The organism is Lactonifactor sp. BIOML-A5 (genome assembly GCF_009677585.1).
GTDB lineage: Bacteria > Bacillota > Clostridia > Lachnospirales > Lachnospiraceae > Lactonifactor.
Genome location: NZ_WKYV01000004.1, coordinates 125,991 through 140,744 on the forward strand (window position 1 = coordinate 125,991; position 14,754 = coordinate 140,744).

At 47.6% G+C, this 14,754-nt stretch carries 11 protein-coding genes, 1 tRNA gene and 1 riboswitch; of the genes, 10 read left to right on the plus strand and 2 right to left on the minus strand.

Annotation, left to right across the window (positions count from 1 at the left end):
• Window positions 1–95: 95 nt before the first annotated feature.
• Window positions 96–1,898, plus strand: a complete 1,803-nt coding sequence (gene pepF / locus GKG41_RS04330) for an oligoendopeptidase F (RefSeq protein ID WP_154257344.1) — start codon at window positions 96–98, stop codon at window positions 1,896–1,898.
• Window positions 1,899–2,018: 120 nt separating this feature from the next.
• Entirely contained in the window at window positions 2,019–2,783 is a 765-nt protein-coding gene (locus tag GKG41_RS04335; RefSeq protein WP_072849096.1) for a nitroreductase family protein, read from the plus strand.
• A gap of 41 nt (window positions 2,784–2,824) precedes the next feature.
• Here GKG41_RS04335 and GKG41_RS04340 read toward each other — a convergent pair whose 3' ends face one another.
• Window positions 2,825–4,141, minus strand: coding sequence for an amidohydrolase (locus GKG41_RS04340; RefSeq protein ID WP_173015495.1), 1,317 nt, complete (start codon window positions 4,139–4,141; stop codon window positions 2,825–2,827).
• A gap of 140 nt (window positions 4,142–4,281) precedes the next feature.
• On the opposite strand from GKG41_RS04340, the gene GKG41_RS04345 reads away from it, so the two are divergent.
• The 5 genes from GKG41_RS04345 to ade all read left to right on the plus strand — a co-directional run bounded on the left by GKG41_RS04345 (window position 4,282) and on the right by ade (window position 8,694).
• A tRNA-Gly gene (locus tag GKG41_RS04345) sits at window positions 4,282–4,354 on the plus strand.
• Window positions 4,355–4,532: 178 nt separating this feature from the next.
• Window positions 4,533–4,883 (plus strand): cupin domain-containing protein, encoded by a 351-nt coding sequence (locus tag GKG41_RS04350; protein ID WP_154257348.1) that lies wholly within the window; start codon window positions 4,533–4,535, stop codon window positions 4,881–4,883.
• A 105-nt stretch (window positions 4,884–4,988) separates the two neighbouring features.
• Window positions 4,989–5,375: a 4Fe-4S binding protein gene (locus GKG41_RS04355; protein WP_072849090.1), complete on the plus strand. Its 387-nt coding sequence runs from the start codon at window positions 4,989–4,991 to the stop codon at window positions 5,373–5,375.
• A gap of 125 nt (window positions 5,376–5,500) precedes the next feature.
• Window positions 5,501–5,596, plus strand: a riboswitch (purine riboswitch).
• A gap of 34 nt (window positions 5,597–5,630) precedes the next feature.
• Window positions 5,631–6,905 (plus strand): amidohydrolase family protein, encoded by a 1,275-nt coding sequence (locus GKG41_RS04360; protein ID WP_154257350.1) that lies wholly within the window; start codon window positions 5,631–5,633, stop codon window positions 6,903–6,905.
• A 58-nt stretch (window positions 6,906–6,963) separates the two neighbouring features.
• Window positions 6,964–8,694, plus strand: coding sequence for an adenine deaminase (gene ade, locus GKG41_RS04365; protein ID WP_347563260.1), 1,731 nt, complete (start codon window positions 6,964–6,966; stop codon window positions 8,692–8,694).
• A gap of 79 nt (window positions 8,695–8,773) precedes the next feature.
• On the opposite strand, the gene GKG41_RS04370 is transcribed toward ade, so the two are convergent.
• Entirely contained in the window at window positions 8,774–10,132 is a 1,359-nt protein-coding gene (locus GKG41_RS04370; protein ID WP_154257354.1) for an NCS2 family permease, read from the minus strand.
• A gap of 153 nt (window positions 10,133–10,285) precedes the next feature.
• Here GKG41_RS04370 and GKG41_RS04375 point away from each other — a divergent pair, with 153 nt between their 5' ends.
• The 3 genes from GKG41_RS04375 to GKG41_RS04385 are packed head-to-tail and all read left to right on the plus strand — an operon-like array spanning window position 10,286 to window position 14,740.
• Window positions 10,286–11,254, plus strand: a complete 969-nt coding sequence (locus GKG41_RS04375; RefSeq protein ID WP_154257356.1) for an alpha/beta fold hydrolase — start codon at window positions 10,286–10,288, stop codon at window positions 11,252–11,254.
• Between the two features lie 13 nt (window positions 11,255–11,267).
• Complete coding sequence (locus GKG41_RS04380; protein ID WP_154257357.1) at window positions 11,268–13,004, plus strand: ABC transporter ATP-binding protein; 1,737 nt, start codon at window positions 11,268–11,270, stop codon at window positions 13,002–13,004.
• A complete protein-coding gene (locus GKG41_RS04385) occupies window positions 13,001–14,740 on the plus strand; it encodes an ABC transporter ATP-binding protein (protein WP_154257358.1) in 1,740 nt (579 codons plus the stop codon). The genes GKG41_RS04380 and GKG41_RS04385 overlap by 4 nt, the downstream gene beginning before the upstream one ends.
• The last annotated feature ends 14 nt before the right edge of the window (window positions 14,741–14,754 follow it).

Consider the following 14,754-nt stretch of genomic DNA (forward strand, 5'->3'; position numbering starts at 1 on the left):
ACAATCATAATCGATTTTTTCTTTCTTGTCAAGGATAATGACAAAGAAAATGGTTTATAGTATACTGAAAGAAGAAAATTAACGGAGGAATCATCATGGCAGAAAGCAAGAATGTATGGAAGAGAGAGGAAGTAAAGGAAGAAGACCGTTGGGCCATAGAAGATTTATATCCCTGCAGGGAAGCTTGGGAAAAGGATGCAGAGATACTCAGACATAAGATAGATAAGCTGGAGCAGTATCAGGGAACACTTGGAGAGAGCAGCCGTGTTCTTTCCGGTATGCTGGAAGAATACAGCAGTACGAGCCAACTCTTTGAAAGGCTGTATGTATACGCCAATCAGAGGCTTCATGAGAATACTGCCGACAGTACCAGCCAGAAGCTCACCGGGGAAGCCCAGGTTCTTATGACCCTGCTGAACAGTAAAACCGCATATATTGTACCGGAGATATTAAACATACCCCAGGAGAAGCTGAATATATTTATAGAGGAGGATGAGGGACTGAAACCGTTCAGAATCTTCCTGACTCAAATCATCCGTCAGAAGGAGCATACGCTCACAAAAGAGATGGAAGAACTCATGGCTAAAATAGACGAGCTTGCCCAGGGCCCGGGAAATATTTTCAGTATGTTTAATAATGCGGACATTACCTTTCCCCCAATTACCAATGAGGAAGGAAATGAAGTTCCCCTGACTCACGGCCGCTATGCCGGATACCTGGAGAGCAGCAGCCGGCAGGTGCGCAGGGATGCGTTCATGAGCTTGTATCATACCTACAGGCAGTTTGAAAACACACTGGCTGCCACGTTTGATTCCAATGTACGGCATGCAGTATTCGAAGCAAGAGAAAGAAAGTATGGGTCATCTCTGGAAGCCGCTCTGGACGGCAGCAAAATTCCCACGGAAGTGTATGATAATCTCATTCAGACGGTGCACGGCCATATGGATTTGATGTACCGGTATCTAAAGCTGCGGAAGAGGGCGTTGGGAGTGGAAGAGCTTCATATGTATGACGTATATGTATCTCTGGTAGATGATGTAGATATGAAGATACCCTTTGACAAAGCAAAAGAGATAGTTCTGGATGGTCTGGCCCCTCTGGGGGAGGAATATGCCGGCCGGCTGAGAGAGGGCTTTGAGAACCGTTGGATCGATGTATATGAGAATCAGGGAAAAAGAACAGGTGCGTATTCCTGGGGGGCTTATGGGGTGCATCCTTATGTGCTGCTGAATTATCAGGAGAATTTGAACCAGGTATTTACCCTTGCCCATGAGATGGGGCACGCCCTGCATTCCAGCTATTCGGATGAGAAGCAGCCATATCTCTATGCCGGTTACAAAATATTTGTAGCGGAAGTGGCCTCTACCTGCAACGAAGCGCTGCTCATACACCATTTGTTGGAACAAACAAGTGATAAAAAGGAAAAAGCATATCTCATCAATTATTTCCTGAATCAGTTTAAAGGCACCCTGTACCGTCAGACAATGTTTGCCGAGTTTGAGAAGAAGGCGCATAAAGAAGTAGAAAATGGGGGTACCCTGAATGCCGCATGGCTGAATGAAACCTACTATAATCTGAACAGAGAGTATTTCGGAGATGGGGTAGTGCTGGATGAGGAGATTGCCCTGGAGTGGGCCAGAATTCCCCATTTTTATACTCCCTTCTACGTTTACCAGTATGCCACCGGGTTTTCTGCAGCCATCGCTATCAGCAGCAAGATTCTGAAAAAGGAGCCGGGAATCGTTGAGAAATATAAAGAATTTCTGAGTGGAGGCAGTTCTATGGACTGTATAGACCTTTTGAAATTATGCGGGGTGGATATGACAAAACCGGAGCCGGTGAAGGACGCACTGAAGGTATTCCGGGAATATTTGGAGGAATTAGAGCAGCTGCTATAGATAAAAACAGAGTTTGAGCATATTGCATAGAAACATTAATAAAATAATAATAAATTTGGCATTGCATTTGAGGAAAAGTATGTTACAATATTGTTACAGAATGATTAAAAAGGTGAGAGTATGAACTTGTATGAGGCAATATTCGTCAGGAAATCCATCCGGAATTACGAGATGGAACCCATCAGTCCTCAGCTTTTAAAGGAAATATGCGACTATCATAAAGAAATAGAGGGGCTGAACGCGGGAATCCAGACAGAAATTACAGTAATAGATAATACCAAGAAGCATCAGATATCACTGAATCCTTTTGGGGTAAAAGCACCTTATTATATGGCGATTTATACGGAAGAAAAGGATAAAGCGCTGATGAACGCAGGCTATATTATGGAGCAGATGAGTCTGTTTATCTGCTCTAAGGGACTAGGCAGCTGTTTTGTGGGCAGCGCGAAGCCCAAGCCTGGTATGGGAAAACTGGGTGACAAGAAATTTGTCATTATGCTGGCATTTGGCAAATGCAAAGGCAGCCCCTACCGGAAGGCGGCAGAGGCCAAGCGTATGGATCTGAAGGAGCTCAGCGTTTACAAAGAAGTGCCCCGTCAGTGGATGAACCAGCTTCTGGAAGGTGCACGCCTTGCTCCCTCAAGCATGAATAGTCAGCCCTGGCGGTTTGTGGTCTATGACAGCAGGATTCACATCTTTGCAAAAAAGCATAATATGAACCATCTGGGAAAATGGGAAGAATTTAATTTTGGTGTCATGTTTTCTCACCTGATGCTGGTTGCGGAAGAACTGTGGCTGGAGGTGGACCTTATCCGCCTGGAGGATATCAGCCATAAAAACTTTCCCAATAACCAGTATATGTTAAGCGCTATTTTAAAGCCATAAAAGCCCTTGAGAACGAAAAGTTCTTACGGGCTTTTTGCGTGCTATAAAACTGTAGATTTGGCTTTTTTAAAATCCTCACGGGCATTTTGGAGTAGTTCTGGGTTTTCCAGAAGCTCTGCAGCGGCGGACGATATGATACGTGAGGCAGTGAGCATTCCTTTGTGTGCAATGGAAGCCTTGCCCTGGGCAGTTACGGTCCAGTGGTGCAGGGGAGACCCGTTGGCATAACAGTTAACCATAAAGCTTCCGCTGGGGACTTCCCAGCTTACATTTCCTGCATCAGTAGAGATGCCGCTCTTTCGGTCCAGAGTCAAATCCGGATAGGGATCTATGGAAAGCTTGGCATGGGGAAGACTTCCTTCCAGCTGAAAAGCTCTGGCATAGCGGATTTCCTCCTCGGTATAGCAGATCGGCGTGCTGGCTTTCAGGTGCTTTATCAGAAGCTGATCCAGTGTGGAGTTCGGGAGAAAGCTGCGGTATACAGCGTTTTGTTTGATGGTTACCTGCGTACCGGTCATCAGCGCAGCACCCTGTGCAATATTGTCTACTCTATCTTTCAGCTCTCCGGTGTCTCTGTCCCTTGGTGCGCGGATCGCATAAAAAACCTGTGCTTCGGCAGGGATAATATTGGGTGCGGTTCCTCCGGTGTTTAGATAGGCGTAGTGAACTCTGGCATCTGGTATCATATGCTCCCTGAGGTAATTAACGCCGATGTTCATAAGTTCACAGGCATCTAGTGCACTACGCCCAAGATGAGGCGCCAGCGAAGCGTGGGCACTTTTGCCGTGAAAGGTGTAGGTCACCCGTACATTGGCAAGAGAATTGTTAAAAAGTCCGCTTTTATAATGGGGATGCCAGGACAGCATAATGTCTGCCTCATCAAAAAAATGCTCTTCAATCATGAGGGCCTTGCCTGCTCCATTTTCTTCCCCGGGACAGCCATAATAAACCACAGAACCGCATATTCCGGTATCCTCTATATAATGCCTGACGGCCAAAGCGGCAGCCATTCCCGCTGTCCCCAGAAGATTATGCCCGCATCCGTGGCCGCTGCCCTGAGGAATCAGGGGCTGCTGAACGGGACAGTCTGCCTTCTGGCTAAGCCCGGGAAGCGCGTCATATTCTCCCAGTATCCCGATAACAGGCCCGGAGGTGCCGTATCTTGCGCGAAAGGCGGTGGGAAGAGAACTGCTGGGGAAGCAAACCTCAAATCCAAGGCGTTTCATAACGTCGGCCTGAAGTTTGCTGGATTTGTGTTCTTCGAATCTGGTTTCTGCGTACTCCCATATGGTATTGCTTGTATGTATAAAAAGATCTTTGGACTGCTCCAGATAGAATGCTATTCTTGTCATATCCATGATAGTACCTCCAAGATTATCTGTTTTTCTCATTATAATAAACAAGTAAAATATTTACTATAGGGACAGGAAAAAAATCGAAAAAAATCATTGACAATTCTTTCTAGTTATAGTATATTAACTATTGTCGTTGATGACATGCGCGAGTGGCTCAGTTGGTGGAGCGCGACCTTGCCAAGGTCGAGGCCGCGGGTTCGAGTCCCGTCTCGCGCTTTTTTTATTTTCGGAATTTTGCAGAGTGCAAAGTTCCTTTTTTATTTTTACCTCTGCAAAGGAAGCTGGAAGCATTACACAAGGGAGTCTATACCAGTACAGAGACTGTGCTTGCGTAATTCTGTTTTTTTACGTATACTGGACATATGGAAATTGAAGATTACAGGAGGTACCAAAGATGGTAAGAAAAGCGACAATCGCCACAAAAGAGAATGCAAGGGGAGGAGATGGAAGTGTTACCTTTCATCACATTGTATCGGAGGATGAACTGCTGGGACACGGGAAGCTGCTGGCAAAAGTAGTTATCCATCCCCACAGCTCTATCGGAATGCATCAGCATATAGGAGAAACCGAACCCTATTACATACTTAGCGGAAAAGGTATTTTTACAGACAATGACGGCAGCAGAACAGAGGTGGTTCCGGGGGATGTCTGTGTGATCGAAGTGGGACAGAGCCACAGCCTGGAAAACCCCAATGATGAGCCTTTAGAAATCATCGCTATGGTATACTATGACAAGACAAAATAGGACATAAAACCCCCAAATTCTACTTGAGAAATTCCATCATTAATGATACACTACAGGTATGATTAAAGTTTAACAATAATTTATGTGAAGGTGGAGGAATTTTTAATGAAAAAACTAACGGTGAAAAAAGGGTCAACCTGTATGGCATGTCTGGAGTGTGTGAGAGCCTGCTCCAATGCGTTCTACAAAGAGTTTGATCCCGGCAAATCCTGCATCGAAATCGTAGAGAAGAAAGGTGCACCGAAGCCTATGGTATGTCCACAGTGCGGCAAATGCGCTGAAGTCTGCGAAGCAGGAGCTATCACACAGAATGCGAAAGGGGTATATACAGTGAATAAAAAACTCTGTACAGGCTGCGGCAAATGTGCGGAAGTCTGTCCATTCGGCGTGATGGTAAAAGCAGAGGATTCACCTGCAGCATCCAAATGTATTGCCTGCGGTATCTGTGCAAAGGCTTGTCCTATGGATGTTCTGGAAGTAGTAGAGAAATAAATGCGGCATATTACAAGAGCTTCTTTCCCTGTGGAGAGAGGCTCTTTTTAGGAAAAGGAAAAAGTGCCGGCCATTCCACGGTTGACAGTGCTTCCGGTGTCCATTATAATAAAGTTGTATAAAAGGAAAACGGATAAATGTATACTTATATAAGTTCGTAATTGGACGGACGTTTCTACCAACTACCGTAATAGTTGACTATAAGTTCCCGTGTGAGAGCGGGAACTTTTGTGCGTTTTGGAAGGAGGAAGAAACATGCAGGAGTTATTGATTTTGCGGGGCAACATTTGTTACAGCACGGGAAAAAAGCAGCTGGAGACGGCAGACAGGGGGTATCTGGTAAGCAGGCAGGGAACCATAGAGGGGGTATATTCCAGTCTACCCGCCGAATACGAGGATGCAGAGATCACAGACTGTGGAAACTGTCTGATTATCCCCGGCCTTACGGACCTCCATGTTCACGCGCCCCAGTATGCCTTCCGGGGTCTGGGGATGGATCTGGAGCTTTTGGATTGGCTGAACACACACACCTTTCCGGAGGAGGCCAAATACCGGGATCTGGAATATGCCAGGAAGGCTTATGAAATGTTTGTCCGGGATCTGAAGAATGGGGCCACCACCAGAGCGGTGGTATTCGGAACCATACATGAAGAGGCGACGGAGCTGCTTATGGATCTTTTGGAGGAGTCCGGGCTTATCACCATGGTGGGAAAGGTAAATATGGACCGGAATTCACCGGATGAGCTCCGGGAGAAAAGTGCCGGAGAATCCCTGCAGAGCACGAGGCAGTGGCTTGAAAAGATCAGGGATAAATACGAGAGAACACGTCCTATACTTACCCCCCGGTTCATTCCCAGCTGTACAGATGAGCTGATGAGCGGACTGAAGGAGATTCAAAGGGAATACGGCCTTCCCGTACAGTCTCATTTATCGGAGAATCAGGGAGAAGTGGAATGGGTCAGAGAGCTCTGTCCGTGGTCAGACTTCTATGGAGATGCCTACGATCATTTTGGGCTGTTCGGAGGGGAATATCCTGCGGTAATGGCCCACTGTGTACATTCCGGAGAGGAAGAGATACGGCGGATGAAACAGCGTGGTGTCTACATTGCACACTGTCCCCAGTCTAATACAAACCTGTCTTCCGGTGTGGCGCCGGTAAGAACCTATCTGGAGCGGGATATGAATGTTGGGCTGGGAAGCGATGTGGCAGGTGGATTTGCTACCTCTATTCTGTGGGCAATGGCAGATGCCATACAGACTTCAAAGCTTCGCTGGAGGCTTTCTGACAGTTCCTTAAAGCCGCTTTCTTTTGAGGAAGCATTTTACCTGGGGACGAAGGGGGGGGGATCCTTCTTCGGAAAAGTGGGGAGCTTTGAGCCCGGCTATGAGATGGATGCAGTGGTTTTGGATGATTCCCAATGTCCTTATCCCCAGGAACTGACAGTTAAAGAGAGAATGGAACGCCTGATATACCTGGCAGATGACAGCCAGATAGCAGGCAAATATGTGGCAGGGAAAAAGATAAAATAATTGTGGTCTCCTTTGGCTGTGTGCAAAGGGGCTGCAGGAATCGATGGAGGGAGCACATATGCTGGAGAGGCAGATTAGAGTTGCAAAAGGATTGGAAGACGCCGATTTGGTGCTGAAACATGGAAAGATTGTAAATGTGTTTACAGAGGATATTCAGGAAGGGGATGTAGCTGTCTGTGAAGGAATGATCGTTGGAATCGGCTCGTACAGAGGCCGCAAGGAGGTAGACTGCACCGGTAAATATATTGCCCCCGGCTTTATGGACGGACACATCCATCTGGAAAGCTCTATGATGCAGCCTGCAGAATTCGCCAGAACGGTACTTCCCCACGGCACAACAGCAGTTTTTACAGACCCACATGAGATTGCCAATGTATGCGGCACACAGGGGATCGATTATATGATGAGGGCCACAGAAGGGCTTCCCCTGGAGGTATATTTTGTCCTTCCCTCCTGTGTGCCGGCCGCTTTGCTGGATGAAAGCGGTGCCTGCCTTGAGGCGGAGGAGCTGAAACCCTACTACCAGTCAAAGAGGGTGGTGGGCCTGGCAGAAGTCATGAACTATGTCGGCACTGTCGCCGGGGATATGAATGTGTTAAAAAAGATTCAGGAGGCTGTTTCCCAGGGAAAGGTAGTTGACGGGCATGCGCCTGGGCTGGGAGGCAAAGAACTCTGTGCATATCTCACGGCGGGAGTAATGTCTGACCACGAATGTGCAACCGCAGAGGAGGGACTGGAGAGAATCCGTCAGGGACAGTGGATGATGATTCGGGAGGGGACGGCCGCAAAGAATCTGGAGGCTCTTATGCCCCTCTTTGAACGCCCTTACTGTGAGCACGCCATGCTGGTTACAGATGACAAACATCCGGGAGATTTGGAAAAACTGGGCCACATTGACTATATCATACGCAAAGCGGTCTCTCTCGGGGCAGATCCGTGCATAGCGGTAAAGATGGCAACTTATAATACGGCCCGCTATTTTGGCCTGAAGCATCTGGGGGCGGTAGCGCCTTCTTATCAGGCAGATCTGGTGGTGCTCAGTGACCTGAAACAGGTTCAGGTGGAACAAGTGTATAAAAAAGGGCTTCTGGCCGCTGACCGGCATAACGGCTGCGCTGTTCAGGAACCTGTGGTGAACAGTAAGCTGAAGGAAAGTGTTACCCACACCTTCCGTATGAAGCGGTTTACCGTGGAGGACTTTTATCTCCCGGTATCCCGGGACCGGCAGCCGGAGAAGATGCGCGTGATAGAACTGCACCCGGGTCAGATTCTCACAGGTGAGTATATCACAGAGTATTCTTCTGCCAGCAACGGCATTGATGTGCAGCAGGATATCATCAAACTGGCTGTTATGGAACGCCACCTCTGTACCGGGCATATAGGACTGGGCTATGTAAAGAATTACGGCCTGAAAAAAGGGGCTATTGCATCCTCTGTGGCACATGACTCCCACAACCTGATTGTGGCAGGAGCCAGTGAGCAGGATATGTACACCGCGGCAGAGGCGGTAAGAAAGATGCAGGGAGGATGGGCAATTGCCCTGGACGGAAAGGTTTTGGAGGTACTTCCCCTGCCGATTGCCGGTATTATGAGTGACCGGCCGCTCAGAGAGGTAGAGGGGCAGATCCTGAAAATGAAACAGATAGCCAGAGAGCTGGGTGTACCGGAGGGAATTGATCCATTTATGACACTGGCCTTTATCAGTCTGCCGGTTATCCCCCGTCTGAAGCTGACTACCTTCGGACTTGTGGATACGGATTCCCAGGAAATTGTGGACGCAGTCTTTTAAAAAGGACCCGGAGCGCTTCTCCGGGTCCTTTCTATGTGTTTTATTACGTCACTAGGTTGTTTTTGTATTGGAAACAGAACTATAAAGTGCTGACAATTCTCAGCAGGAAGAGAATGCCGATTACATACATAATGGGATGGATATCTTTTGCTTTTTTTGTAAAAAGCTTAACTATAATCCAGGTCAGAATACCGAACATAATGCCATTGGCAATGGAATAGGTCAAAGGCATCATCAGAAATGCCAGGTAGCCCCCCAGCGCATCTGCCATATCTACAGAGAAGTCCATCTTAAGTACAGCGGAAGCCATATTCAGTCCTACGATAATAAGGGCCGGAGCTGTGGCAAAGGACGGGATGGCAAGGAAAATAGGTGACAGGAACAGCGCTACCAGGAAGAGAATTCCGGTGGTCAGTGCTGTAAGGCCTGTCTTGCCTCCCTCTGCAACACCGGCGCTGGATTCTACGAAGCTTGTGATGGTAGAGGTACCCAGCACTGCGCCTGCGGTGGTACCGATGGCATCTGCCATAAGAACACGGCCCACACGGGGTAACTTGCCGTCTTTGTCCAGTAGATTGCCCTGATCGGCAATACCGATAACGGTACCTACTGTGTCAAATAAATCTACAAATAAGAAAGAGAAAACAATGACAATAAATTCAAATATATGTCCGCCTACCCAGCTGAAATCAAATTGGAAAAAGGTAGGGGCAATGGACGGAGGAATAAAGCTGGAGGCTGACAGGGAAGGAATCAGAGAGTAAACTCCGTTTTCCGGATCCACTGCATACCAGCCGATTCCCTGTGCGATCATACCCAGAACCCAGGTTCCAAGGATTCCCCAGAGGATAGATCCCTTTACCTTGTAATGGTTCATTACCGCAATGGCAATCACGCCGATGACACATAAGGTTACACCGGGGGAAGCAAAGCTTCCCAGGCCTACCAGTGTGGAATCATTGCTGATAGTCACCCCGGCACCCTGAAGGCCAATAAAGGCAATGAAGAGCCCGATGCCTGCTGTGATCCCAAGTTTCAGGTTTTTAGGAATAGAATTCACAATGGTTTCTCTGAATTTGAAGAAGGATAACAGGATAAAGATAATACCTTCTACAAAGACAGCGGCCAGAGCTATTTTCCAGGGATCCTGAATGTCCTTTAAGTCAACGAGACAAACGCTGAAGGCAAAGTAGGCATTCAGTCCCATGCCTGCGGATAAGGCGATGGGATAGTTTGCCCAGAATGCCATGATGAAGGTGGCCAGGGCGGAGGCCAGAGCGGTTGCCGTAAATACTGCGCCGCTGTCCATCCCTGAAGCACTTAGCAGATCAGGATTGACAGCCAGGATGTAGGCCATCGTCAGGAATGTCGTAATTCCGGCCATGATTTCGGTTCTGACATCCGTATTGTGTTCTTTGAGTTTAAATAATTTCTCCATACAATATCTCCTTTTCCCCTTGAATTTAGTGACAATAAAACACATTTGTACTATACTGTAATCATACCGTCGTGTCAATTGTTTGTCAATCGTTTCGGAAATATTGGGCAAAATGTATAATCAATAAATAAAAAAGGTGAGGAAGTGGTAATAATGATAGAAAATAAACTTATGATACCATCGAATTACGACCAATTAGATCTGGATGTAAGGTCTGTAGAGCCAGAGGGGGAGATACGCGGCATTGTTCAGATCTCCCATGGAATGTCGGAATATAAAGAGCGGTATCTCCCGCTGATGAGATATCTGGCTTCCCATGGCTACGCCTGTGTAATTCATGATCACAGAGGGCATGGCAAAAGTATTCGCAGCCAGGAGGACCTGGGTTATTTCTATGGAGGGGGATCCGGTGCCCTGGTGGAGGATCTCTTTCAGGTGACCTGTCTGGCGAAGGAGCAGTGGCCCGGTGTGCCGGTGATTCTTGTGGGGCACAGTATGGGATCCCTGATAGCCAGAAACTATATAAAGAAATATGATGACCAGTTACAGACGCTGATCTTAACGGGCTCCCCCAGCAAGAATCCGGCGGTAAAGCTGGGGATTCTTATCGCTTGGACAGAGGGAAAGCTTTTTGGGCGCAGACACAGAAGCAAACTGCTGGAGGCTCTTTCCTTTGGAAGCTATATGGCCAGGTTTCCCGGTGAAAAAAGCCGTTTTGGGTGGACATGCTCAGACCCTGAGGTTGTGGAGGAATATGACAGGTCCAGGCTCTGCGGATTCACGTTTTCCTGCGATGCATATCTGGGGCTGCTGAAACTGATGGAGGAGACGTACAATCAGAAGAACTGGAAATGCTATAATCCGCAGCTTCCCATCCTTTTTCTGGGAGGGACAGAGGATCCCTGCATCGGAAGCGGCAGGAAATTTTATCATGCTATCCGCTGTCTGTACAGCGTTGGCTACCATAACATCACCCAAAAACGTTATCCGGGTATGCGGCACGAAATATTAAACGAGAAAGGGAAAGAAAAGGTCTATCAAAATATCCTGACGTTCATAGAAAAGAACAGGGAAGTATGCTATACTTTTAACCGTGCGCAAAAGGGAAAAACCGATGTATAAAGGAAACTAATCCATGAGAGAACTGATTCGATATCTAAAAGATTATAAAAAAGAGAGTATTTTGGGCCCCCTGTTTAAGATGCTGGAGGCCTGCTTTGAGCTGATTGTGCCCCTTGTTATGGCTGCTATCATTGATACGGGTATCAGAAACCATGACAGGCCCTATATCTGGCACATGGGGCTTCTTCTTGTATTCTTTGGTGGCCTGGGACTGGTCTGTTCCCTGACTGCCCAATATTTTGCGGCAAAAGCAGCTATGGGATTCGGCACAGCGCTGAGAAGGGACTTATTCGCACATATAAACAATATGTCATACACTGAACTGGATATCCTGGGAACCCCGACCCTGGTAACCCGGATGACCAGTGACATCAACCAGACCCAGGCAGGGGTGAATCTGGTGCTCCGGCTGTTTCTGAGGTCCCCCTTTATTGTTGTGGGGGCAGTACTTATGGCATTCACTATAAGTGTAAAGATGACGGTGATATTTTTGATTGCTGTGCCCGTAATTTCTCTGATTATCTATTTTATAGTAAAAAGTACGATCCCCATCTACAAGAGTGCCCAGGCGGCACTGGACAGAGTTTCCCTGCTTACCAGAGAAAACCATATAGGATCCAGAGTCGTGCGTGCATTTTCGAAACAGCAGGAAGAAATCAGCCGTTTTGAGGAAACCACAGGAGCACTTACCAGGATACAGCTGCATGCGGGAAGAATCTCCGCGCTGCTCAACCCGGCCACCTATGTAGTGGTGAATCTGGCAATAATGGCAATTCTCTGGTCCGGAGGCTATGTGGTAGACAGCGGGGAGATTACCCAGGGCGAGCTGATTGCCCTTATAAACTACATGTCTCAGATTCTTCTGGCACTGATTGCCCTGGCCAATCTGATTATCACATTTACAAAAGCAACAGCGTCAGCCATACGGATCAATGAAGTCTTTCATACGCAGCCGTCTATGCATGAGGGAGAAAAGACAGGAAGCGGGGGAGAGGGGGAGGTGCCGGCCGTGGAATTCAGACAGGTATCCTTTTCATATGCAAATGCCAAGGAGAATGCACTGGAGGAGATATCTTTTTCGGCCGCTCAGGGTGAGACCATCGGAATTATCGGAGGAACCGGAGCTGGCAAATCAACATTGGTTCATCTGATTCCCAGGTTTTATGATACCTCCAAAGGAGAGGTGCTTTTTAGAGGCCGGCCCATACAGGAATACCGATTGGAGTATATACGCAGCCGGATTGGCATAGTGCCTCAGAAGGCAGTACTTTTTCAGGGGACACTACGTGACAACATGAAATGGGGAAAAGAAGAGGCCTCAGACAGTGAAATCCGTGAATCCCTGGACATTGCCCAGGCAACAGCTTTTGTGGAAGGGAAAAAAGAGGGACTGGACCTTAAGATTCACCAGGGGGGCAGGAATCTTTCGGGCGGCCAGCGCCAGCGCTTGACGATAGCCAGAGCCCTTGTGGGGAAGCCAGATATCCTGATTCTGGATGACAGTGCCTCAGCTCTTGACTTTGCTACGGACGCGGCGCTGAGAAAAGCCATAAAAGAGAAGACAAAAGGAATGACCGTTTTTATTGTATCCCAAAGGGCTTCCTCTATCAAGCATGCGGATAAGATACTGGTATTGGATGACGGCAGAATGGCAGGTATGGGAACCCACCGGGAGCTTTTGGAGAACTGCCGGGTATACGAAGAAATCTGTACCTCCCAGTTATCCAGAGAGGAGGTGCAGAGGAGATGAAACAGAAGGATACACTGAAAAGAGTACTGGATTTTATACGGCCTTACAGGGGATACGTAGCTGTGATACTTGTATTTTCCCTTATAAGTGTGACATTCACCCTGTATGCGCCTATCTTAATCGGAGAAGGGGTAGACCTTATTCTGGGAAAAGGTCAGGTTCTCTTTGACGGAGTACTGAAAATTATTGCAAAACTGGGGATAATAGTAGCTGTTACGGCAGTGGCCCAGTGGTTTATGAATCTGGCAACAAACCATGTTACCTTTTGTGTGGTGCGGGACATCCGCAGAAAGGCATTTGCACACCTGGAAGAGGTCCCGGTTAAATATATTGACAGCAATCAGCCCGGGGAGATTATGAGCCGGATTGTGACAGATGTGGATCAGTTTTCAGACGGGCTTCTCATGGGATTTACCCAGCTGTTTACCGGGGTAGTCACAATTGTGGGTACACTGGGATTTATGCTCTCCATTCATGTCAAAATTACACTTATTGTAGTCCTGATCACCCCTGTGTCTCTTTTTGTTGCCAGCTTTATAGCCAAGCGCACATTTTCCATGTTTAAGCTTCAGTCAGAAACCAGAGGGGATATGACATCTCTGGTGGAGGAACTGGTGGGAAATCAAAAGCTGGTACAGGCCTTTTGTTATGAGAAGAAAGCAGAAGAAAGGTTTCAGGAGGTTAACGAGAAGCTGCGTGTGTGTGGGATCCGTGCGCTGTTCTTCTCTTCGATCACAAATCCGGCAACTCGGTTTGTAAATGGTCTGGTATATACAGGAGTTGGTATTTTCGGGGCCTTTACTGTATTAAACGGCGGAATTACCGTAGGACAGCTTTCCAGCTTTTTGAATTATGCCAACCAGTATACGAAGCCATTTAATGAAATATCAGGGGTAGTGACAGAACTGCAGAATGCACTTGCCTGTGCACGGCGCATTTTTGACTTTATGGATACCCCTTCTGTAGAGCCGGATTCGGAGGATGCGGCGGAGCTTAAGGAGTGCGACGGGAGTCTTGAACTGTCTCATGTGTATTTTTCCTATTTTCCAGGAACCTCTCTTCTGGAGAATATTAACCTGAACGTGAAACCCGGGCAGAGAATTGCAATTGTGGGTCCCACAGGCTGTGGAAAAACCACCCTTATCAATCTGCTGATGCGATTTTACGATATTGACCGCGGGAACATAAAGGTGAGCGGATATGAGGCGGGACATGTGAAGCGTGACAGTCTCAGGCGGCAGTTCGGTATGGTGCTTCAGGACACCTGGCTTCGGTCAGGTACCATAGCGGAAAATATAGCATACGGAAGACCGGAGGCATCCCGGGAGGAGATTCTTGAGGCAGCAAAAGCAGCCTATGCCCATAGCTTTATTAAGCGTATGAAAAATGGGTATGATACCGTTATAACAGAGGACGGGGGCAACCTGTCCCAGGGGCAAAAGCAGCTTTTGTGTATTGCAAGAGTAATGCTGTTAAAACCTCCCATGCTGATCCTGGATGAGGCTACCTCATCTATTGATACCCGTACGGAGATAAAGATCCAGCAGGCATTTGAAAAGCTTATGGAGGGCAGAACCAGCTTTATTGTGGCCCACCGTCTTTCTACCATTAAAAGTGCGGATGTAATCCTGGTTATGAAGGATGGCAATATTATAGAACAGGGGAATCATGAGGAACTTCTGGAAGAAAATGGATTCTATGCCAAACTGTATGAGAGCCAGTTTGCAGTCTCTTAGCGGGCGGATTATAA